Raw genomic sequence first — 22357 nt, 5'->3', positions numbered from 1 at the left:
TGAGGAACTACAGTCTGCTATTCTGGCGAGTTCAGCCCGTTTCCGCGTTTAAGTGGAACTACAGGGCGTTATTTAACCGCCAAATCCTGTTTTGTTTATGTAAACGGATAAATAGAGGACCACAGTTCCCCTAAGCGCAAAAAAGAGCCTGTTTCAATGAAATAGCGCCCTGTAGTTCCCCTTGTTCTGCCAGGGAGGAACCGCTCAAGCAATAGCAGCAAATTCATGGGGTGGAGTGCTAAGCTTCGCTTACGCCTGAACCCCAAATAGATAAAAGAACCGGTCGGTTAAGCCGACCGGTTCTCCAAAACAATTTAAACGAAGTATTTATTCGCTATGTAGGAGTAAACGATATAACCTGCGATGGAGAGTCCGAAACAAACGATTCCAAGCGCGATTTTACGTTTAAACAAAAGCAAGAATCCGGCGCTAAAAGCCGATCCTATAATTAGCATTGCTACAAATGTGAGTATTCCCATCGATCTTTATCTCCCTACCCTTTGTTTACGTAATCACGTACCATGTCCTCGGTTACATAAGAACGTAGAGGAGAAATACCTTCTTTGGCGTGGGCGATGATCTGAGCCGTAACCGCATTGATTGCATCAACGGTAAATGGCTGTCCGCTTTTGCACAGTGCTACTGCTGCATCAATCGCACTCTCGCGCTGCGCGTCCAGTTCTGCAAAACGCACGAGGTGCAGATGCTGAGCATTCGAATGTTTGGTTATCGCTTCGTGTACATTCATCTTCAAGTTCTCCTTTTCGTGACCAGATATTCCTTCAGTATACACGATTGAGTGGGTCAGGAACAGTTTTTACAAGCCGAATTCCGAATAATAATCGACAAATATCCAGACATTTCAGAGTGAAGACCTAAAAACAGATCAATGCGTACGAATCAATCGATTATAAGACTTATTGACAGCTCGGAGTGAAAGAAATGAACACATTACCGATTGAGTCGGTTCTCCCGCAATTGAAGGAGGCACTGCGAACCCAGGCGTGCGCAGTGCTGGTCGCTCAGCCGGGTGCGGGGAAAACAACGCAAGTACCGCTTGCTCTTCTGCAAGAAACATGGCTGCATAACCAGAAGATCTTAATGCTGGAACCTAGGAGATTGGCAGCGCGCGCTGCGGCCCGTTATATGTCGCGACTTCTGGGTGAAGTTGTTGGACAGACCGTTGGATACCGCGTTAAAAATGATACCTGTGTCGGACCGAAAACACGGATTGAAGTGATCACGGAGGGAGTCCTTACCCGTATGCTTCAAACGGACCCTGCCCTGGAGGGGGTGGGGATTGTTATTTTTGATGAGTTCCATGAGCGAAGTCTTCATGCAGATTTGGGCTTGGCGCTGAGCCGTCAATCGCAAACCCTTCTAAGGGAAGACCTGCGAATTCTCATCATGTCTGCGACAATTGAAGCTGAGCCTGTAGCTGACATGCTGGATCAAGCTCCGATTATTCAAAGTGAAGGGCGAGCTTATCCCGTGGCCACGCATTATTTGAATGCGAAACAAGAGGAAAAACTAGAAACTACAGTAGTCAAAAGCATTCACCAAGCCTTACAAACAAATGAAGGCAGCTTGCTCGTTTTTCTTCCGGGCGCAGCGGAAATCCATCGCGTGGCGGGCAGCCTAGCGGCGCTGCAGTTGGGAAAAGAGGTGGAAATCGCACCTCTCTATGGGAATATGGCACAGGAAGCGCAGGATCGCGCCTTGGCGCCCTGCTTGCTGCCAGGGCACCGCAAGGTCGTGCTCGCGACTTCGATCGCCGAGACCTCTTTAACCGTCGAAGGCGTCACGGTTGTGATCGACAGCGGCCTCATGCGGGTGCCGCGCTTTTCACCGCGCACCGGCATGACTCGCCTCACGACGGTGCCCGTGTCCGCCGCCTCTGCCGATCAGCGCAGAGGCCGGGCCGGCCGTCTCGGTCCAGGCGTGTGTTACCGCCTGTGGACCGAGACCGAGCAGCGGCAGCTAGCGCCAAGCTCCACGCCAGAGATCCGCGAAGCGGATCTGGCGCCGCTTGCGCTCGAGCTGGCCGCCTGGGGCGTGACAGACCCAGCGGAGCTGGTCTGGCTGGACATGCCGCCTGCTGCTGCTTATCAGCAGGCGCGGGAACTGCTCGTGCAGCTCGGCGCGCTGCACGAGGACGGCGGACTAACACCGCACGGGAAGCGTGTGGCGGCGTTAGGCTTGCATCCACGGCTTGCGCACATGGTGCTGCAAGCCATACCGCTTAAGCTTGGTGCGCTGGCGTGCGAGCTCGCCGTTATGCTGAGCGAGCGCGACATCCTGGCGGGCGCTCGAGGCCGTGATGCGGATGTGTGCACCCGCATCGAAGTGCTTTGGCGCGCTGCACAGGGTGAGCAGCGCGCGGACGTTGACTTTGGCCTATGCCGCCGGATTACGGCGGAGGCCAAAGGGTTGATGCAGTCGCTCGGCTTGCGGCCGAGCGAGCAGCGGGCATCGGCGAGCGGCTTGCTGCTCGCCTTCGCCTACCCCGATCGCGTCGCGCAGCGGCGATCGGCAGGGCGGTTCTTGCTCAGCAGCGGGCGTGGAGCCGTGCTGCCTGAGCTGCAGGAACTCTCGAACGCACGTTATCTCGTGGCGGCCGAGTTGGATGACAACGGTGCGGAAAGCCGAATTTTTCTTGCTGCCCCTGTACAGGAGGAAGATCTGCTACAAGCTTTCGGAGATCAACTCCTGCAGGAACAGGAAGTGCTTTGGGATGCAGCGGCCGGCGCAGTCAGAGCCCGACAGCGCCTAAGATTAGGCGCGATTATACTGAAAGAGAAGCCCTTGCAGGAGCCTGATCCAGAGCTGCTCGTGCAAGCCTTGATTGCCGGCATTCGGGCTGAGTCGCTGGAGCTGCTGCCTTGGAGCCGCAGTGCGCGCCAGCTGCAGGAGCGAGTTGTTTTTCTGCATCATCATCATGCAGGCGAATGGCCCGATATGCGCGAAGGCGCGCTGCTCGAAGCACTGGAAGATTGGTTAGCGCCGCATCTCTTCGGGATGACAAGTAAAGGTGCCCTTGGGCGGCTTAACTTGACAAATATATTAGAGGAAATGCTAACATGGGAGCAGCGGCGATGGTTGGATGAGTGGGCGCCAACACACATTCAAGTACCAAGCGGTTCGCGTATTCCCGTAGATTATAGCGTGACAGAATCGCCGACTTTATCTGTGCGTCTGCAAGAAATGTTCGGGTTGTCGGACACTCCGCGAATTGCCAAAGGCCGGGTGCCGCTGACCCTGCATTTATTATCGCCGGCACAGCGTCCCGTTCAGGTGACGAAGGATTTGGCGAGCTTTTGGCGCGAGGCTTATTTCGAGGTCAAAAAAGATCTCAAAGGCCGTTATCCCAAGCATTATTGGCCGGACGATCCGATGGCCGCAATGCCGACGAATCGAGCGAAACCGCGTGTTTGACTTATTTGGCACTTAGGGTGCCGTGAAGGGAACTGAGTGATCCATGACCATTCACTCCGAATCGGAGGAAATCGTCATCTATATAACGGCCGGCTTTGCTACGGCGCCAGATTTTTTGGACCGCTTTGGCGCAGCGCTGGCCACTCGCTTTGAAGAGGCGGGTAAACGTGCCCGCGTTGTGATACATTTTCCGTATGGAGATTGGAGTCGGCAGCGGCAAAAGCAGCTTCGCGAAATAACAAGCGATATGTGGAATAATGCCCACCGGAAGCCTTCGCGATATGGTGGCAAAAGCCTAGCTAAGTTAGTCACAGACCAGTGGAACCCTCGTCAATCGTTGCTTTTTATCGGGCACAGTGCGGGTGCTGTTGCTTCTGTTCAAGCGGCAGAGGCTTTAATAAAAGCCGGTTTTCCCGTTCTTGGGGTGATCCAAATCGGATCGCCGAAATGTGCAATTTCTCCTGAATTGAAGGATCGAGTACTATGTATCCATGGGGTCAATCCTATGGATCAAAAAGTAGATCCGATTCCGCGGCTGGGCACTTGGGGAGGCTGGATCAAGTCTCGTTTTGGCGTATTTCGCTGGCATCGATTGAAGCATGCGCCCATTCACAGGGAAACTTTGCCAATGATTGGCGGGCATGCGGATTATTTTAGAGATCACAATCCCTACATATGGCAGGATGCAACGAATCTGCAAACGACGATTGCGTCCATCTGGTCGTGGTTGTCCCAACAACAGCAGGAACATTTTAAAGAAAAGGAAGATGAAGATGTTTAACATTTTAAAAGCAAATATGGATTACAGCAAAGCGGAGGGTTACCTTGGTCACGTACAGTTTAGCGTAGAAGGTCACGAGCATCCCTATGAAATTACGCTGCAAAGCTTGCGTGGCAAAGATGATTGGAGTTATGCGCTGAACTTTTTGAGTGAATCCGGTAAAGAAGAGGATATTGAAGCGGTTGAAGAGCTTCTGGAAGAAGACGAGTGGTTCGATCTGCTTGTGAATGCGGGACTTCAGGTTTTAGAAAAATAGTTAGATCATGCTCAGACATAAAGGGGGATGATGAAACTTGGATTCGTCGAATGATTCTGGGGTCAAACAGGTGCTTAAGGCGAGTTATGACCAACAAGCTAGACAGCGCGACGGCGAGACGATGCAGCAGTGGAAGATAGATGAGCTGAATGATTTTCTAGCCAGATTGGATAAGGCTGGCGGCAGCAGCAAGCGTGTGCTGGATCTAGGGAGCGGGCCGGGTCATCAAGCTGACTATTTGCGGGAACACGGCTGCGAGGTGGTGTGCATCGATTTGTCTGAAGAGATGGTCGCCATTTGCCGTGAAAAAGGACTCGAAGCTTATGTCATGGATTTCTTTGCCTTGGACTTGCAGCCAGCTTCGTTTGATGCCGTTTGGTCAATGAACACGCTGCTGCATGTACCGAAAGATAACCTACTGCAAGTGCTCAGGAACGTTGAGCGCGTGCTGAAGCCTGATGGTTTCTTCTACTTAGGCCTCTATGGCGGGTACGAAAGCGAAGGGATTTGGGAGAACGATTCGTACAGACCGCAAAGATTTTTTGCTTTTTATGAGGATGAGCACATTCAGAAGAAGGTGCGCGAGGTGTTCGCTCTTGAGCGTTTTCATGTGCTGCAGATGCCGGAAATGCAGCCCAATTACCAGTCGATCATCGCGAAGCGCAGACAATTAAACCCGTGACCTCACGGGTTTTTGTGTTGATTTTTCGGAAGCTTAGTGGTGTGAGACTGGTTGGATGAGAGACAACAGTGCAGTCGCGATTAACGCCGATTACTCCTGCAATTTGTACAGTTTTTTCCACTTTATCGCAAGTAACCTGATTTTCTCTTGTTAAGTTCAACAAAGAATGTAGTTTTCAGCCTGCTATCAAAGATTTTGATGGAGTTTATCCAGTTAATTCCTAGTTTACAGCCGAAACAGCTCAGAATAGCTGTAGATTTTCCTTCTAATCAAGTCGAAGTACTATTCGGGATATGACATAGCTTTGCAGGTTTACGGTGAACTCCACAATATGTACATACAAGTTAAGCGAGTGTTATAATACGTTCAGAATCAAACGCCTGAGGTGAAAGTGAAACATGAAAGAAAAGCAAATGCCGAAATACTTGCAGTTGAAACAGGAAATATTAACTTGGCTTCATACGGGGAGATTGAAACCGAACGATCAGATGCCGTCGGAGAACGAAATTGCCGAACAGTTTCAAATGAGTCGTCAAACGGTGCGCCAGACATTTGGCGAACTGGAGCAAGAGGGCTGGCTGTACCGGATGCAGGGAAAAGGTACTTTCGTCTCTACGCCCCAAACGCAAAAAAGCCGTGATGTACAGACGATCGGCATCTTGACTACGTATATATCCGATTATATTTTTCCTCACATTGTGAGAGGAGCGGAATCAGCTTTACGTGCAAGAGGCTACAGACTTGTCTTGTCGTCGACAGACAACGATAAGGACAAGGAAAAGGAAAGTTTGACGATGATGTTAAGTCAGCCCCTAAGCGGGCTGATTATAGAACCTACGAAAAGTGCGGAAGGCAACCCGAATCTTAACTATTATCTTTCGCTCGACTATCAGCATATCCCTTATTTGATGATCAATGAACGTTATCCGGAGATGAACTGCCCGTCTCTAGTTGTCGACGATGAAGAGGGCGGTTTTAAGGCGGCGCAGCATCTGATTGAGCTGGGGCACCGCAAGATTGCCGGATTTTTTAAGACGGATGATTTGCAAGGGGTCAATCGCCTGAAAGGATTTATTCGCGCTCATCACCATTACCAGGTTCCCTTAGTACCGGAGCTTGTCATCCACTACACAACGGAGGAAAAAAGGCAGAAGCCTTATGAGCATGCACTCTCGCTGCTAGGCCATGAGGACGAGCGTCCAACGGCTTTCGTCTGCTATAACGATGAGCTCGCTGTCCACTTGCTTGAAGCTGTACGTACCTTAGGGCTTCAGGTGCCTCAAGATGTCTCGTTAGTCGGTTTTGACGACTCTTCTTTGGCGATGGCGACGGAAGTGAAATTAACGACACTTTCGCATCCCAAAACCGAGCTAGGCACAGATGCTGCTGAGCTTTTAATTGATATGATTGAGAATAAGCGAGTAACGGGAAGAGAGACAGGCAAAATCTATAAGCCTGAACTCCTGGTTAGGGAGTCTACGATCCGTCTTTACTGAGGAAAAATTTCATCTAGCCAACTTGTACGTACAAGTGCTATACTGGACATAGGGATTGGAAAATCGAAGGAGGTTCTCTATGTCTAAGAAGTATGCAATTGGCGTCGACTATGGAACGGAATCCGGACGCGCCGTTCTGGTTGATTTGAGTGACGGCACAGAGGTTGCAGATCATGTAACCCCTTATCCGCACAATGTGATTGACGAGAAACTGCCGAATTCCGGCGTTAAACTTGAATATGACTGGGCGCTTCAGCATCCGCAAGATTATCTGGATGTACTTACGCGTTCAGTACCCGCTGTTGTGCAAGCTTCCGGCGTTGACCCAGCGGACATCATCGGTCTTGGTATCGATTTTACAGCTTGCACGATGCTTCCGGTGGATGCGCAAGGTCAACCGCTTTGCTTTAATCCGGAGCTGGCGAATCAGCCGCACAGCTGGGTGAAACTGTGGAAACATCATGCCGCTCAAGACGAAGCGAACCTGATTAATGAAATTGCTGAACGTAGGGGCGAAGATTTCCTGCCTCGGTACGGCGGTAAAATTTCATCGGAATGGATGATCGCGAAGGTATGGCAAATATTGAATGAAGCTCCTGACATTTATGAGCAAACGGATCGCTTCCTGGAGGCGACGGATTGGGTTGTCTCACAAATGACAGGCGCTTCTGATATTGTGCGTAACAGCTGTACGGCCGGTTATAAAGCAATCTGGCATAAGAAGAAGGGTTTTCCGAGCAATGAATTCTTCAAAGCGTTGGACCCGCGGCTGGAGAATGTCACTCAAACGAAGCTTCGTGGCGAGGTTGTGGCGCTTGGCACCAAAGCCGGCGAATTAACGGAATCAATGGCTAAATTGATGGGCTTACAGCCAGGTATCGCCATTGCTGTAGGGAATGTCGATGCCCACGCGGCTGTACCGGGTGTCGGTGTTGTAACACCGGGCAAATTGGTGATGGCGATGGGAACTTCGATTTGCCATATGCTTCTTGGGACCGAGGAGCGGGAAGTTGAGGGTATGTGCGGTGTTGTTGAAGACGGCATCATTCCAGGATATTTGGGATACGAAGCTGGGCAATCCGCTGTAGGGGATATTTTTGCTTGGTACGTGGAACAGGGAGTACCTGCTTATGTGCAAGCTGCGGCAGAGCAAGAAGGAACGAATGTGCACGAATGGCTGGAGCGTCATGCATCCGCTTACAAACCAGGTGAAACAGGTTTGCTTGCGTTGGATTGGTGGAATGGAAATCGATCTGTGCTGGTAGATACGGAGCTTAATGGCCTTATTCTGGGCTACTCGCTTTTGACGAAGCCGGAAGAGGTTTATCGATCGCTGCTGGAAGCAACCGCTTTTGGAACTCGTAAAATCGTCGATGCTTTTCACAATAATGGCGTTGAGGTACAGGAATTGTACGCATGCGGCGGACTTCCGCAAAAAAATCGCTTGTTGATGCAGATTTATGCGGATGTAACGAATCGTGAGATTAAAGTCGCGGATTCCAAACAAACGCCGGCGCTAGGAGCCGCCATGTTCGGGGCCGTAGCCGCAGGCGCAGCTAACGGCGGTTACGATAGTATCGTAGATGCCGCTCAAAAAATGGCGCGCGTACGTAAAGATACGTTTAAACCAATTCCGGAAAATGTCGTCGTTTACGAGAAGCTTTACCAAGAGTACAGCAAGCTGCACGATTATTTCGGCCGCGGAGAGAACGATGTCATGAAACGTCTTCGTGCAATCCGTGAGGAAGCGCGGCACTAATTCACATCCATCCATTCCCATTATCCAAGGAGGCAAATTGCCATGAAAGCTTCAGCAGAGAAAGTATTTTGGTTTGTAACCGGAAGTCAACACCTATACGGACCTGAGACATTGCTACAAGTAGAAGATCATTCGAAACAGATTACTGAAGGAATTGACCGTGATCCTTCGATTCCGAGTAAACTTGTGTTTAAGCAAGTTTTGACGACGCCGGATGCGATTCGCAGATTATGTTTGGATGCCAATGCGGATGACAATTGTGCAGGTATCATTACTTGGATGCATACCTTTTCACCGGCGAAAATGTGGATTGCTGGCCTTGCTGAATACCGGAAGCCATTGCTTCACTTACATACCCAATTTAATCGTGATATCCCGTGGGAAACGATTGATATGGATTTCATGAACCTCAATCAAGCTGCGCATGGAGATCGCGAGTATGGTTTTATTGGAGCACGCATGGGCATTTCCCGTAAAGTGGTTGTTGGTTACTGGGAAGATCCTGCCGTCCTCTCCCGTATTGCGGGATGGATGCGCACGGCGACAGCCTTTGTTGAAGGACGCAGCTTGAAAGTGGCTCGTTTTGGCGATAACATGCGCGAAGTGGCTGTAACTGAAGGGGATAAAGTTGAAGCGCAGATTAAATTCGGCTGGTCGATTAATGGTTATGGCGTAGGCGACCTTGTTCAGCGCGTAAGAGACATTTCCGAGTCGGAAGTGGATCAATTAATGGATGAATACAATGAAGTTTATGATATAACGCCTGAGGGGCGCTCAGCAGGACCGGTGCGTGAGGCGATTCGTGAGCAAGCGCGTATTGAACTTGGGATGAAAAGCTTTTTGCAAGAAGGCGGTTTCGGGGCGTTTACGACGTCGTTTGAGGATCTTCATGGTCTGAAGCAGCTGCCTGGCCTCGCTGTTCAGCGGTTGATGGGGCAAGGTTACGGCTTCGGCGGCGAAGGCGACTGGAAGACGGCAGCGCTCACGCGTGTCATGAAGATTATCGCAGGTAATAAAGGGACTTCCTTCATGGAGGATTACACGTATCATATGGAGCCAGGAGCGGAGCTTGTACTTGGCGCACATATGTTGGAGATTTGTCCGACGATCGCAGCGACACGTCCAACCATCGAAGTTCATCCGCTTGGTATTGGCGGGAAAGCCGATCCGGCGCGCCTTGTTTTCGACGGAGCCTCCGGTCCGGCGCTGAATGCCTCACTCATCGATATGGGCAACCGTTTCCGGTTGTTAATTAACGAAGTGGATGCCGTGCAACCGGTGAAAGCGATGCCTAAGCTGCCGGTAGCGCGCGTACTTTGGAAACCGCAGCCGTCCCTGCGTGACTCAGCAGAAGCATGGATCTATGCAGGCGGAGCTCATCACACGGTTTTCTCCTACGAAGTAAGTACGGAGCAATTGGTAGATTGGGCGGAATTGGCTGGCATTGAAGTCGTGATTATTAATAAAAATACATCTACGCTGCAGTTCCGTAACGAACTACGTTGGGGCGAGGCGGCTTGGAAGCGCTAGGATCGCAAGCCGTCAACTGTACGTACAACCGAGGACCGTTCTTCCCTTGTGGGAAGACGGTTTTCTTTTTCCACCCGAGTAAAGAAGTCACTTTTGTCGATATTGGCGCAATTTTCATCCATTGACTTCCTTGTTTCTCATGCTTTAAAGTAAATTCATATGAGCCTGTCCAAATTATGGGCATCGCATTAGGAGGATAACACAGATGACAACGAAAGCCTACGAAGGTACATTCCATGGAGAGAAAGCGGTTTGGTTGCAAGCAGGCCGTTATGAAGCAGCGGTATTGCCGGAAATCGGCGCGAACCTGATTGCTTTTAGAGACAATGAAAAGGAATACCGCTTTCTGCGTGAGCCATCCCTGGATGAAATGGAAGCGTTTAAAGCACGTCCGATTATTCACGGTATTCCTGTTTTATTTCCGCCAAACCGTTACGAAGACGGGAAGTTCCCGTGGAAAGGCAAAGTTTTTCAATTTCCGGTCAATGAGCCGAAAACAGGCAATCATCTGCACGGTTTTGTCCATGACATCCCTTGGGAAGTAGAAAGATTTGGCACAAATGAAAGCGAAAGCAGCGTTACTTTGGCGCTTAAAGTAAGAGAAGGGCATTCCGTATATACCTATTTACCGTTTGAGTTCACGATCCGCCTGACATATGTGCTGAATCAATTCGGTTTGCAGCAGCATATTTCGGTCCATAATGAAGGTCAAGAAGAGATGCCTTGCCTAATTGCCTACCATACAACGATCAATGCGCCTTTTGCGCCGAATTCGCAAGCAGCGGATTACACCTTCAAAATGACCATCGGCAATCGTTGGGAAATGAGCGAAAGAATGCTGCCGACTGGCGAGTATCAACCGCTTTCAAGTGAGGAAGCGAAGATGAAAGTCGGAGGCTTGTCCCCTTTCTTCGAGTCGATGGATAATCATTACACGACGGCTCCGCAAAATGGACGAAATTACATGGAATTGACAGACTCCCGTGAAGGCGTCAAACTGGTGTATGATGTGGGCACATCCTATAAACAGTGGATGATCTGGAACAATGGCGCTACGGAAGGCTTTTTCTGTCCAGAGCCGCAAATGAATTTGGTTAACGCTCCTAATGTTGATATGCCGGCTGATCAAATCGGTCTGGTGAGTTTGGAGCCAGGTGAAGTGTGGAGCGAGTCTGCTCGTCTTTATACGATTGCAATCAAGAAATAAGGCAATAAGTCAGCCCCCTTTTGACGCATGGAGAGAATCCACCGTGATGCTCTGCAGGCGGGGAGGGGGCATTTTTATCGAAAGCTCAGGTGAACCGCATGGACAAAGAACAATTACTCGCAGAAAATGAACGTTTGAAGCTGGAGAATGAGAAGCTGAAGCAGGAAATCGCCAAGCTTCGCGGCGTTAAGCGGCCCACAGCAGGTTCGATGGACAGCATGTCTACGAAACTGAAGGAAGCGCTTAGAGAGTAGGGAATCCGGGTCGTTCGACAAATCGGATCTCATTCGTTATAATGAGTACTGGAAAAAGGAGGGAAACATCAATGAACGAAACATTACCGCCAAAAACTTGCACCATCGACCGCCTTGTGACCAAAGAAGCTGAAGTTGGCAAAGTATTAGCCGGTCAAAAGACAGCTTGCAGACGCAATGGGCGTTATGCAGACATCGGTGAAACGATGGAGCTGCAGGGCAACTCTTTTACTGTAACCAAAGTCTACCAGCAAGCGCTTGGAGATCTGACAGTAGAAGATGCTATTGCTGAAGGACACGCAACGATTGACGAATACCGCGACAGTATCTTATCCATACATCCCGGCATGCCTTGGCTGCCGCAAATGAAAGTATGGGTACACGAATTTCAAAAAGCCGAATAAGTGATGAAAAAAACAGTGTGGATCGTAGGATCTACACTGTTTTATTGAATTTTTCTACAGAATGGATGATGAAGTTGTCCTGGTACATCTTGCTTTTATATATTCATATTTTCAGTGTTGTACTCAGCATTGGCCCTTATTTTGTGTTATTCCCGTTATTGGCTAAAATAAGAACCGCGCCGTTTGAGCTTTTGCCTGAATATTTGGAGCCTTTCCGGATTACGGTACGACTGACGAAACATGCTGGACATGTGTTGGTAGCGACCGGAATTTTGCTTACTTGGCTGACTGAATGGACGTGGAAAACATCTTGGATCGTTTTCACGGTGCTTATTATGGTAGCATCCTTATATTTTATTGCGCGTGCATTTTCACCGTTGCTAAGAAAGCTCCGTGCGCCGCACGATGACCGGAACGTATTGGTGAACCAACTGCGCAGCGCGTTAATCTGGTATGTGATCATTACGTTGTCGATGATGTGGTTTATGGTGGCGAAACCTTCGTTTTGGTAACCTTAAGCTTCCGGTTTCTGAGCAAACATGACGACAAAATTATAATATTTGTAGACACAATCAACATCGGCGAAACCGATGGCTTTCAGCCATGCAAGCTGCTGGTCGAGAGGCGCCATTTTATCCAGTTTGGTTCTTTCATAGGCAGCTTGAAGCGCTTCTCGGGTTAAGTCAGTGGCTTCTATTTTCGCCTCCCAATCCGCGCGGTACAAGTGATCAAGAAAAGGCGTGCTTCCTAGAATTTGATCTGCATTTACGAAAATGCCCCCTGGTTTTAACAGCTTAAAAATCCGCGCATATAAGTTCTGTTTGGCTTGATCCTCCAGATGATGAATGGACAAAGCCGATACCACACAATCAAACGGTTCATCCGACTCGAAAGTCGTATAATCTCCCGCCTGAATCGTCAAATTTTCGTTCATTTCACCAAATCGCAGCTTCGCGATGTCAAGCATCCCTTGGGAAAGATCAATTAACGTCAGCTTCGCAGCCGGATACTGGGCCAGGATATAAGAGGAGAGAAGTCCCGTTCCAGCACCAAGATCAAGAATGCGAGGCGCACTTGCACGCGGCTGAACCAGCGAAGTGGCTGTCCTGTAAAAGTCATCAAAACAGGGAATGAGCTTCCTGCGTTGACCGTCGTACTTCTCGGCGATTTCATCGAATTTCGTTATCAGCTGGTCATTGTTTCTGTTCATCATAGGAAATCATCTCCATATCGTTGTTTGGCGAGACTTGCTTCTTGGGACTATTTTATAGGGAGAAGAAGGAAAAATCTAAGATATAAAACCGATTATGTTTATAGGTAAATCCTATGAAAATTCCGCGACCTATTAGGATAGGTCAGAAAAGGGCTATTTTGCCCGGCGGCGAAAAAGCTGATTCAACACTTCGGAGAAGACAAGTCCGATTGCGATTGCGCCAGAAAGCATGAAGGCTTTGGCAGCCAGCTGCACAGCAAGATCGTAATGATTGAGCACGGCATTTTTCATCGCGTCATAGGCTAACCCCCCTGGCACTAAGGGGATAATTCCTGCAACACTGAAGACAATAACCGGGGTTTTGTAAATTCTTGCGAAAAATTGGCTGATGACGGTCACGAGAAAAGAGGCCATCAGCGTTGACAGAATTGGATCTAATGGAATCAATTGTGTCGAAACGTACATCATCCAACCAACCATTCCAATGAATCCACATTGTATGATCGTGCTCCGCGGCACATTGAATAAGATGGCAAACGCTGCTGTGGAGACGAAGCTGGTGACGAGCTGTCCAAGCATATTCACACCATTCCCTCCCCATTGTAAAAGGATAATACAAAGGCGATGCCTGCCCCGATGGCAAAAGCCGTAAGAAAAGCTTCAGCCCCTTTGGAAACACCTGACACAAAATGTCCGGCCATTAAATCCCGCACCGCGTTCGTAATGAGAAGCCCTGGAACTAGCGGCATGACAGATCCGATAATGATCGTATCCAAATCATGGCCAAAACCAATGTGCACGAATAAAAATGCTAACGCTCCTATGAATAATGAGGCCAGAAATTCAGCAAAAAATTTAATCCGGACCAAGCGATTAAAATAACCGAGGAAGGTTAAACCTGCTCCTCCTGTAAGAAATGCCGGTAGGAAATCATGCCACATCCCTTTGAACATGATTAAGAAACAACCGCTCGCAACCGCGGCTGCTAGTATTTTAACCCATGTGGGGAAGCTGGTATTGGCCGCATCGATCTCTGAAAGCAGGCGGTAGGCTTCCTGAGGCGATAAATCTCCTTTGCTGATGCGTCTGGAGATAGCGTTCACGACGGTCACTTTATGCAGGTCGGTAGATCGGGCCGAAATCCGAATCAGTCTTGTCGTCTGCTCAGGCCCATCGATAGAGAAAATAATGCCGGTGGGGGTGACGAAGCTATGCGAATTAGGGACACCGAAACCTTCTGCAACGTGAGTCATCGTATCTTCGACGCGGTAGGTTTCGCCGCCGTTTTCGAGCATAATTTTACCGGCTAATAAACAAACTTGAGCAATTTCATAATTGGTTGGTGGGAGAGGTTCCTTCATTACTTGTCTCCTGTTTTCATATTTGACCAAAGTATAATACATTTTGGCAGTAATTCCTAAGACAAGCCTAACGCATGGCGAGCAGGCAGTAAATAGATCCGATTATTTATATACCCCAATGGGGTATTATTAAAAGGAGTTACGCTGATTTTCAATGATAATGTACAGGAATTGATGGATAACGGAAGAACGTTGAAACTTCAGTCAGGTAAAGTTTTAACCACGGATATGATTATCTATCTGTCGGGGTGAGACCCGAAAGTCATTTGTTGGCTGCGGAGGCAGGTCTCACGTTAGGTGTCAAAGGCTCAATTCAAGTCAACGCACATATGCAGACGAATGATCCGTCTATTTATGCGATGGGGATGCGGCAGAGATGTAAGACAGAGTTCAAGGCTTTGAGACGGTCGTTCCACTGGCTTGGGGTGCTAACCGACAAGGCCGTCTCGTTGCGGATCACATTAACGGCCTTCAAGCTTCTTATCAAGGTGCCTTCGGTACTGCAATCGTAAAGGTGTTTGATCTGACGGCCGCCGTAACCGGGGAGAAGACGCTTCGCCGCTTAGGTGTACCTTACGAAGTCATTCATATTCATCCGAATTCGCACGCCGGTTATTATCCAGGCGCGGCTTCGATGTCAATGAAGCTTCTGTTTGACAAAGATAGCGGGCGCATACTTGGCGCTCAAGCCGTTGGAGCGAGCGGCGTGGATAAACGTATCGATGTGATTGCAACAGCTATGAGAGGTGGTTTGAGAGCGGATGAACTGGCTGATATTGAACTGTCGTACGCACCCCCTTACTCATCTGCCAAAGATCCCGTCAACATGGCTGGATATGTAGCAGCGAACATGCTGGATGGTTTGGTTGAAACGATGCAATGGCACGATGTGGATCGTTTCGTGGAGCAAGGTGGACTCCTCATCGATGTGCGAGATGAGATTGAACGGGAGCTCGGTTATATTCCTGGTTCCGTTTGTATACCTCTGAATGATATTCGTGAACATTTGCACGATATTCCGGTTGGCTCAGAAGTCGCTGTTTCCTGTCAGGTCGGTTTACGTGGATATTTGGCAGCTCGTATTCTGAAGCAGGGGATGGAAGCGTGAGAAGATTGCCGGGAGGTTGTGACTCAGCTATCAGCGGTTCGAACTGCGGTAGACCGGACAATCGGTGTCGTGATCGGGTCCAATCTTCAGCATTACATCGAAGAGGAACTTGCCAAAGGAAATTCGCCGGACAAAGTGATTCAAGAAGCTGTGGAGCTTCTCGTAAAAAGCAGATAAAAAAAGGGGGTGTCACATCAGGTTATGAAAACTTGATGGACAACCCCTTTTTTATACGGTAAATTCAACTTATTATTGTGATCGCTTGGTAGGATGCACAACGGATCTTTCCCAATCCAGCAGCAGCTTGACGGTTTCATCCAATTGTTGCTCCGCCGAAATTTCTGCAGGATGATCCCCTTTCTGAAAGCCGTAGCTGCCAAATTGCGAATGATTTCCGCCGCGGATCGTATGATATTCAGCCGTATTCGGTAAATCACTTTTTGCTTTTGTCAGCGCCGCCATATTGATGGCTCCATCGTTGGAACCAACGATGGAAAACACGGGCAAGTTAGACGAAACTAAGCTTCCTTTAGGATCAGGATAAGAAGCAAAGAAAAACACGCCTTCCAATTCGCTGGCATGTGCTGCAGCATAACGAGCTGCCATCACGCCGCCAAGCGAATGGCCGCCAAGCAGAAAGGTTTCATCCGCCGCTTTCGCCGCAATGATCGGCTGAGCACGGTCTCCGCCGAATATGGCCAGATTCAGAGGCATTTTCACAATATAAACGCGGTGACCTGCTTGCGCAAACGCTTTAGCATAAGTTGCATAGCTCTCCGGCTTCACGAGACCACCAGGATAATAAATGATGCTGGGTTGTACTGGTGTTTTGGGTTCAAAACGGATGACCTGTTCCTCATCACTGACCGTAATCTCATCAGTAGACTGCATGGCTGACAGCGCATCTAGACTTGGCTGGTAGGGTCTCAAATACAAGTAGATTAATCCCATCAAAAGGATAATAAAGGCTAACCCCACTTTCCACCAGTGGCGTTTGAAAGCTTTCACGATTCATCACCTCTCGCCGAGTAGGTTATCAATTCATAGGGGGGAGTGTCAAGTGAATCCAGTGAATCCATATGAGGAGGTTTTTTAATGATCAAAGGTTATTATTTGACTGATTTAGACGGTACTTTACTTCGCTCAAATGCCTCTTTATCCGATTATACGGTCCGTGTAATCACAGAAGCACTGGAAGCAGGAACGGTGATCAGCTACGCAACAGTAAGGAGTTATCAAAGCTCAACCGCTGTTGTTTCCCAAATTCCTTGGCGTTACCCGCTTGTCCTCTACAATGGAGCCTTGCTGTTTGACCCCGTGCATAAACGTGTGTTAGACGGTTACTTTCTTGACCGGGAGCGTACGGAAGCAATTTTAGCCATCGGCAAATCAAGAGGTTTTGTTCCACTCTTATTCGCTCTAGACCATGAAGATCAGGAAAAGGTCCTGCATGAAAAGCTTGTTAGAACGGGGGATCTGCAGTTTGCTGCTAGTCGACCGAATGATCCTCGATTCAACGAAGTGAAGGAGCTAAGCTGTCCGCCACATTTACGTACGCTGCTTATCACGTATATTGGTTTGCTAGAGGAGTTGGAGCCCCTCAAAGTGGCAGTTACTTCAGCGTTTGGCGCTGAAATTCATATTCATATGATGAAAGACAACTATATTGAAAATCATTATTTTCTGGAGTTCAGCCATCCCCAAGCGAACAAGCAGGAAGGACTCCTTTTATGGGCAAAACATGTTGGCTGTGCGGCAGATAAAATCACTGTTTTTGGCGATAATCTCAATGATGTCGGGATGTTTCGCGCTGCTGGCCGCAAAATTGCTGTGGAGAATGCGCATGCTGAGATTCTGCATATGGCGGATGAAGTCGTGTCAAGCAATGATCAGGATGGCGTTGCTGCTTATGTGGAAGCTCGTTTGAAAATGGGTGTATAATGGAAAAAATAGGGGAAAGGAGTGAATTAACCAATGCCTTATAACGATGAACACATGAGTTATTCGAATACGTTCATTCAAGTCGCGACGGACTGTCCCGTTGAGATGGCAGTCGAGCCGCCGTTGAAAAAGGAGGGCAAAACGGCTCACCGAATTCAATATGAGCTGTTGTCGCAGAATCCTTACAAATTCACGCAAGGTGAACTCATTTATGAAGTGCATTTGCAGCATAAACAGATTACAGATGAGGAAAGTGAGCAGCGCGGCGCTGAAATTCGTGAGGTGTTGTTTGCCAAAAATCACCCCTGTCTTCGAGCGTCCATGCTCCCGAAGAAACATGGCTGGGGCGTTCACTACAATGAAGAAGGCAAAATAGCGATCTACCCGATGGAATCGGAAGCGTACCGGCAATTTGTTGAAGCGGGGACGCACCAGCCGGACGGGCCTAAGCTTTTATTTGCAATGCGCAGTTCCCGCGGATGAGTGGAAGAATTATTGGGGGTAACCGCCTTGAGGGTTACTCCTTTTTATTTTAGGTTTAACGGAAATAGATGGAACTATGCGCAAAGTGCTGAATGTGTATCACCTTGAGTATTATTGACATATTCATAAACAAAATAATATAATGTCTATGAATTACTAAACAATTTGAGGAAGTGTTTGTTGTGGAAGTGTCTGATCAGTTTTGGCAGGCTTCAATCGACGACTGGAAGCGCGGCTACGTGAAGGACAATGAATACTATTGCTGTCTGCTATGCGGCAAGCGGACGGAAGTGGGTATTATTTATCCGGAAAGCGGAGTTTTATATGAAGCAGAACGATATATGAAATGGCATATCCAACACGCGCATGTTTCAGTTTTTCACTATTTAATCGGTCTGGACAAGAAGCTTACAGGGCTGACTGATCATCAGAATAGTTTGTTGAAGCTGTTCTACGAAGGCAAGAACGATAGTGAAGTTCAGCAGGCAATGGGGATTGGCAGCGCCTCGACCATTCGCAATCATCGCTTTGGGCTTAAAGAGAAAGAGCGGCAGGCCAAAGTTTTTCTAACGATGATGGAGCTATTGAAAGAGAAAGATCAGCATGCGCCAACTTTTGTAGATATTCATAAAACGGCTACGATGGTGGATGAACGATACAATGTGACACAAGATGAGTATGAGCAGATTGTTAAAAAATATTTCCCGGAAGGCACGTCTGGAAAGCTTATCTCCTTCTCGCAGCAAGAAAAACACAAGTTTGTTGTCCTTCGCGAGATTGCCAAACGATTCGAACAGGATCGCTTGTATGGAGAAAAGGAAGTCAATGCGTTGCTAAAACCGGTGTTTCACGACTATGTGAAAATCCGCAGGTATTTAATTGAATATGGCTTCCTGGATCGCGAGCCTGATGGTAGCCAATATTGGTTGAAAGGATGAAATGAGACATGACTAAAAAGGAATCAAATCAACGGAGACAAGAACTGCAGCAAATCTATAAAGAAACGAAAAAAGAATCCGGAGTATTTCAAATCCGCAATACCGTGAATGATAAGCGATGGATCTCGAGTACGAAAAATTTGCGCTCCTTAAACGGCAAACGAATGGAACTTGATATGGGTAAACACATGAATCATGCCCTGCAACTCGAATTGAACGAATTTGGAAGCAGCGCTTTTGAAATTGAGGTACTGGAAGTGCTTAAGGTAAAGGAAACAGGGTACTTCGATGAGGATGACGCCTTGAGGAAACTGGAGGACAAATGGCTGGAACAACTGCAGCCTTATGATGATCGCGGTTATCACAAGCGGAAGCCTGAATAACTCGGATCATTTCTGCACGCAGTATAAGGTTTTGGTTTAGTAATGGATTTACTGAGATTTTTTAGTATAATCGTAGGTAGAGATTGAAAACTCTTACTACACTTTTACTAATAAGGAGTATTATCATGTCAAAAACACTTATTTTCGGACATAAAAATCCGGACACTGATTCAATCACATCAGCAATTGCTTATGCAGCACTGAAAACGAAGCTTGGCCAAGAGGTTGAAGCTGTTCGTCTAGGCAGCGTGAATGGCGAAACACAATTTGCACTCGATACGTTTAAAGTTGCGGCGCCTCGTCAAGTTGATACGGTTGCGAATGAAGCGGCGAATGTGATTTTGGTTGACCACGTTGAACGTCAGCAAAGCGCTTCGGACATTGATCAAGTGCGTGTAGTGGAAGTTATCGACCATCATCGAATTGCAAATTTCGAAACGAGCCACCCGCTGTACTACCGTGCAGAGCCAGTTGGTTGCACAGCAACGATTTTGAATAAATTGTACAAAGAAAACGGCGTTGCCATCGATAAGGACATCGCAGGTCTGATGCTTTCTGCTATCATTTCAGATTCCTTGTTGTTTAAATCCCCGACTTGCACAGAACAAGACGTTGCTGCAGCTCGTGAGCTTGCAGCTATTGCTGGCGTAGACGCTGAAGAATATGGTCTGCAAATGCTGAAAGCCGGCGCTGATCTGTCCGACAAAACCGTTGCTCAATTGATTTCCTTGGATGCAAAAGAGTTCCAAATGGGCAGCTACAAAGTGGAAATCGCGCAAGTTAACGCGGTGGATGTGAATGATGTGCTGGCGAAGCAAGCCGAGATCGAAGCTGCACTGAACACAATTATTGCTGATAAAAACCTGGATCTGTTCCTGTTCGTCGTGACAGATATTCTTAACAACGATTCCGTGGGTCTTGCCCTTGGCCGCAAAGCTGAAGCTGTTGAAAAAGCATACAGTGTAACGCTTACCGACAACAAAGCGCTTCTAAAAGGCGTAGTTTCCCGTAAATCTCAAATCGTTCCTGTCCTTACGGATATTTTCAACAACTTGTAAGCCTGAAACGGCATACCGCAGGCATCGTTCGCGCAAGTGGACGGTGTCTTTTTGGTTATCGAGCAAACTTTTGGTATGATAGAAGTGATTTTAATGAAAGAGGTGGAGAAGAGATGGAAACTAATGTTCAACAAAGTAAATATGACAAGGCTACATTTGCCGGGGGTTGCTTCTGGTGTATGGTTACACCGTTTGATCAGCTGCCGGGGATTGTGTCCGTCGTATCTGGTTATATAGGTGGTCATACAAGTAATCCGACATATGAAGAGGTATGCTCGGAAACAACAGGTCACGCCGAAGCCGTCCAAATTACATTTGATCCCGAACTTTTTTCGTACCATAAATTATTGGAAACCTATTGGCGCCAAATCGACCCTACAGATGCCGGAGGACAGTTCCATGACCGCGGCTCCTCCTATCGTACAGCGATTTTCGCACATACGGATCAGCAGAAATTGGAAGCGGAAGCCTCCAAGCAAGCTTTGCAGGATAGCGGGCGTTTCAACGCACCGATCGTAACGGAAATCGTGCGTATCGATGCGGATGCGTTCTACCCGGGAGAAGAGTACCACCAGGATTATCATCATAAAAATCCGCTGCGCTACAAAGCATATCGCAAAGGCTCCGGACGCGACGCGTTTATTTCCAAGCATTGGAACACGGCGAAAGATAAAGAAGAGCGCAAGAAAAAGCTTACTCCGCTGCAATATGAAGTGACGCAAAACAGCGCGACAGAACGTCCTTTTGACAATGAATTCTGGGATTCCAATGAAAAAGGATTGTATGTAGACATCGTTTCAGGCGAACCGCTGTTCACATCCATCGATAAATTCGATTCAGGCTGTGGTTGGCCCAGCTTCACGAAACCGGTATTCGAAGGCAACGTGAAAGAGAAAACCGACACCAGTCATTTCATGGTCAGGACGGAAGTACGCAGCCAGGAAGCGGATTCGCATTTGGGCCACGTATTTAATGATGGTCCTGGACCAACTAGACTCAGATATTGTATCAATTCGGCCGCGCTTCGGTTCGTTCCGCTTGCTGATATGGAGAAAGAAGGATACGGGGCTTACCTTCGTTTCTTTGAAGTTTAATTCCTTATTAAGCAAAAAGACGCTAGTCAGGTTCATGCCTGATTAGCGTTTTTCCGTTTATATGCTCTGATCTTTAATCTTCATACCAGGGATTTAAATGGATCAGAACTTCATCAACATCAGCATGCTGGTCCATGATCGATTTTTTGATCACACGGGTAATATCATGCCCTTCCTGAACGGTTAGTTCGCCAGGGATGGAAACTCTAGCATCTACCAGAATATAGTGGCCATGTTCGCGAGCACGAATACGGTCTATTCGTTTCACTTCAGGCACAGCCTCAATAAGTAAGATGTATTGGTGAAGTTTCTCTTGATCAACCGTTTTTTCCATCAAAATATCAAAGGATTCTTTGCCCATTTCCACGGCTAGTCTTAGAACGAGCAGGGATACGATAATTCCCGCTGCGGCATCGCCAAAGGATAACCACCCAATGTGATAGGCTCCTCCGACAAAAGCCAAACCAATCCCAACTACTGCGGCAAGCGACGCGTAGACATCGGCTAAGTGATCCTTCGCAGTCGCTATCAGTCCCTTGCTGCTCGTGTTAACGCCAATTCGCATGGTGTATTTATAGAGGACATACTTCCAAACGGTTGAAATAACAGCAGCCGTAAATGCGACCCAACTTGGGGATTGAGGTTCATGAAATAAAGCAATAGTAGAATGATAGCCAATATAAAGTGCTGCGATCAGCAGGATAAAAGCGACAAATCCAGAGCCGAGCACCTCAGCTTTGCCATGCCCGTAAGGGTGGTCCTCATCGGCTGGAAGTTTGGATATGCGCATCGCGCTAAGGGCCGCGATTGTCGCGATAATATCGCCGGCATTATGGAGTCCATCGGCAAGCAAAACTTCACTTTGGAACCATAACCCGATAATAATTTTCATGAGCGTAAGAAAAATGTTACTGATCAGCGAAAGCCATATCGCCAGTACGGATGAATTGTTGTCTACAGTCATTAATGATGAC

The 22357-nt window shown here is 48.1% G+C and carries 24 protein-coding genes and 2 pseudogenes; 19 read left to right on the top strand and 7 right to left on the bottom strand.

Annotated features, from left to right (window positions below):
* Positions 1 to 314 precede the first annotated feature (314 nt).
* Entirely contained in the window at positions 315 to 479 is a 165-nt protein-coding gene (locus ACUN27_RS21160) for a hypothetical protein (RefSeq protein WP_315949721.1), read from the bottom strand.
* A 14-nt stretch (positions 480 to 493) separates the two neighbouring features.
* Positions 494 to 748, bottom strand: coding sequence for a YpbS family protein (locus ACUN27_RS21155; RefSeq protein WP_315949722.1), 255 nt, complete (start codon positions 746 to 748; stop codon positions 494 to 496).
* Between the two features lie 194 nt (positions 749 to 942).
* Here ACUN27_RS21155 and hrpB point away from each other — a divergent pair, with 194 nt between their 5' ends.
* The 11 genes from hrpB (at position 943) to ACUN27_RS21100 (ending at position 12316) form a co-directional block, all read left to right on the top strand.
* Positions 943 to 3435, top strand: a complete 2493-nt coding sequence (gene hrpB, locus ACUN27_RS21150) for an ATP-dependent helicase HrpB (RefSeq protein WP_445559558.1) — start codon at positions 943 to 945, stop codon at positions 3433 to 3435.
* Between the two features lie 43 nt (positions 3436 to 3478).
* Complete coding sequence (locus tag ACUN27_RS21145; RefSeq protein ID WP_445559557.1) at positions 3479 to 4216, top strand: hypothetical protein; 738 nt, start codon at positions 3479 to 3481, stop codon at positions 4214 to 4216.
* Complete coding sequence (locus ACUN27_RS21140; protein ID WP_315949725.1) at positions 4209 to 4472, top strand: hypothetical protein; 264 nt, start codon at positions 4209 to 4211, stop codon at positions 4470 to 4472. The genes ACUN27_RS21145 and ACUN27_RS21140 overlap by 8 nt, the downstream gene beginning before the upstream one ends.
* Positions 4473 to 4509: 37 nt before the next feature.
* Positions 4510 to 5154: a class I SAM-dependent methyltransferase gene (locus tag ACUN27_RS21135; protein ID WP_315949726.1), complete on the top strand. Its 645-nt coding sequence runs from the start codon at positions 4510 to 4512 to the stop codon at positions 5152 to 5154.
* A 398-nt stretch (positions 5155 to 5552) separates the two neighbouring features.
* On the top strand, positions 5553 to 6650 hold the full coding sequence (locus ACUN27_RS21130) for a GntR family transcriptional regulator (protein WP_315949727.1): 1098 nt from the start codon (positions 5553 to 5555) through the stop codon (positions 6648 to 6650).
* Between the two features lie 79 nt (positions 6651 to 6729).
* Positions 6730 to 8409 (top strand): ribulokinase, encoded by a 1680-nt coding sequence (locus tag ACUN27_RS21125; protein ID WP_315949728.1) that lies wholly within the window; start codon positions 6730 to 6732, stop codon positions 8407 to 8409.
* A 42-nt stretch (positions 8410 to 8451) separates the two neighbouring features.
* Positions 8452 to 9939 (top strand): L-arabinose isomerase, encoded by a 1488-nt coding sequence (gene araA / locus ACUN27_RS21120; RefSeq protein WP_326060674.1) that lies wholly within the window; start codon positions 8452 to 8454, stop codon positions 9937 to 9939.
* 205 nt (positions 9940 to 10144) lie between these two features.
* A complete protein-coding gene (locus ACUN27_RS21115) occupies positions 10145 to 11146 on the top strand; it encodes an aldose 1-epimerase (RefSeq protein WP_326060673.1) in 1002 nt (333 codons plus the stop codon).
* Between the two features lie 98 nt (positions 11147 to 11244).
* Positions 11245 to 11400, top strand: a complete 156-nt coding sequence (locus ACUN27_RS21110) for a hypothetical protein (protein WP_181646487.1) — start codon at positions 11245 to 11247, stop codon at positions 11398 to 11400.
* A 71-nt stretch (positions 11401 to 11471) separates the two neighbouring features.
* The gene (locus tag ACUN27_RS21105; RefSeq protein ID WP_315949732.1) at positions 11472 to 11804 is read left to right on the top strand and encodes an ASCH domain-containing protein; all 333 of its coding nucleotides are present in this window, start codon (positions 11472 to 11474) and stop codon (positions 11802 to 11804) included.
* 44 nt (positions 11805 to 11848) lie between these two features.
* Positions 11849 to 12316 (top strand): DUF2269 family protein, encoded by a 468-nt coding sequence (locus ACUN27_RS21100; protein ID WP_326060672.1) that lies wholly within the window; start codon positions 11849 to 11851, stop codon positions 12314 to 12316.
* A 2-nt stretch (positions 12317 to 12318) separates the two neighbouring features.
* Here the strand turns inward: ACUN27_RS21100 and ACUN27_RS21095 are convergent, their stop codons facing one another.
* From ACUN27_RS21095 to ACUN27_RS21085, 3 genes are all read right to left on the bottom strand, one after another.
* Entirely contained in the window at positions 12319 to 13017 is a 699-nt protein-coding gene (locus tag ACUN27_RS21095; RefSeq protein WP_315949734.1) for a class I SAM-dependent methyltransferase, read from the bottom strand.
* A 153-nt stretch (positions 13018 to 13170) separates the two neighbouring features.
* The gene (locus tag ACUN27_RS21090; protein WP_157326703.1) at positions 13171 to 13596 is read right to left on the bottom strand and encodes a threonine/serine exporter family protein; all 426 of its coding nucleotides are present in this window, start codon (positions 13594 to 13596) and stop codon (positions 13171 to 13173) included.
* A gap of 2 nt (positions 13597 to 13598) precedes the next feature.
* Positions 13599 to 14378 carry a threonine/serine exporter family protein gene (locus ACUN27_RS21085; protein WP_315949735.1) on the bottom strand — a complete coding sequence of 260 codons (780 nt, stop codon included), beginning with the start codon at positions 14376 to 14378 and terminating at the stop codon, positions 13599 to 13601.
* Between the two features lie 132 nt (positions 14379 to 14510).
* Between ACUN27_RS21085 and ACUN27_RS21080 the strand changes: the two are divergent.
* Both ACUN27_RS21080 and ACUN27_RS21075 read left to right on the top strand, forming a co-directional pair.
* A pseudogene (locus ACUN27_RS21080) lies at positions 14511 to 15486 on the top strand (FAD-dependent oxidoreductase); the annotation flags it as partial.
* 15 nt (positions 15487 to 15501) lie between these two features.
* Positions 15502 to 15663, top strand: a pseudogene (locus tag ACUN27_RS21075) (metal-sensing transcriptional repressor); the annotation flags it as partial.
* A 72-nt stretch (positions 15664 to 15735) separates the two neighbouring features.
* Here ACUN27_RS21075 and ACUN27_RS21070 read toward each other — a convergent pair.
* Positions 15736 to 16494 (bottom strand): alpha/beta hydrolase, encoded by a 759-nt coding sequence (locus ACUN27_RS21070; RefSeq protein WP_315949736.1) that lies wholly within the window; start codon positions 16492 to 16494, stop codon positions 15736 to 15738.
* A gap of 87 nt (positions 16495 to 16581) precedes the next feature.
* Between ACUN27_RS21070 and ACUN27_RS21065 the strand changes: the two genes are divergently transcribed.
* The 6 genes from ACUN27_RS21065 to msrB all read left to right on the top strand — a co-directional run bounded on the left by ACUN27_RS21065 (position 16582) and on the right by msrB (position 21383).
* Entirely contained in the window at positions 16582 to 17427 is an 846-nt protein-coding gene (locus tag ACUN27_RS21065; RefSeq protein ID WP_315949737.1) for an HAD family hydrolase, read from the top strand.
* A gap of 33 nt (positions 17428 to 17460) precedes the next feature.
* Positions 17461 to 17910: a DUF6157 family protein gene (locus ACUN27_RS21060; RefSeq protein ID WP_315949738.1), complete on the top strand. Its 450-nt coding sequence runs from the start codon at positions 17461 to 17463 to the stop codon at positions 17908 to 17910.
* 182 nt (positions 17911 to 18092) lie between these two features.
* Positions 18093 to 18848: a DUF2087 domain-containing protein gene (locus ACUN27_RS21055; RefSeq protein ID WP_315949739.1), complete on the top strand. Its 756-nt coding sequence runs from the start codon at positions 18093 to 18095 to the stop codon at positions 18846 to 18848.
* Between the two features lie 8 nt (positions 18849 to 18856).
* Positions 18857 to 19231 carry a GIY-YIG nuclease family protein gene (locus ACUN27_RS21050; RefSeq protein ID WP_315949741.1) on the top strand — a complete coding sequence of 125 codons (375 nt, stop codon included), beginning with the start codon at positions 18857 to 18859 and terminating at the stop codon, positions 19229 to 19231.
* Between the two features lie 125 nt (positions 19232 to 19356).
* On the top strand, positions 19357 to 20289 hold the full coding sequence (locus ACUN27_RS21045) for a manganese-dependent inorganic pyrophosphatase (RefSeq protein WP_326060667.1): 933 nt from the start codon (positions 19357 to 19359) through the stop codon (positions 20287 to 20289).
* A gap of 113 nt (positions 20290 to 20402) precedes the next feature.
* The gene (gene msrB, locus ACUN27_RS21040) at positions 20403 to 21383 is read left to right on the top strand and encodes a peptide-methionine (R)-S-oxide reductase MsrB (protein WP_445559556.1); all 981 of its coding nucleotides are present in this window, start codon (positions 20403 to 20405) and stop codon (positions 21381 to 21383) included.
* A 73-nt stretch (positions 21384 to 21456) separates the two neighbouring features.
* Here the strand turns inward: msrB and ACUN27_RS21035 are convergent, their stop codons facing one another.
* Entirely contained in the window at positions 21457 to 22347 is an 891-nt protein-coding gene (locus ACUN27_RS21035; RefSeq protein ID WP_315949744.1) for a cation diffusion facilitator family transporter, read from the bottom strand.
* Positions 22348 to 22357 lie beyond the last annotated feature (10 nt).

Source organism: Paenibacillus sp. WC2504 (genome assembly GCF_052682475.1).
This window is presented reverse-complemented; position numbering and strand designations above follow the sequence as displayed.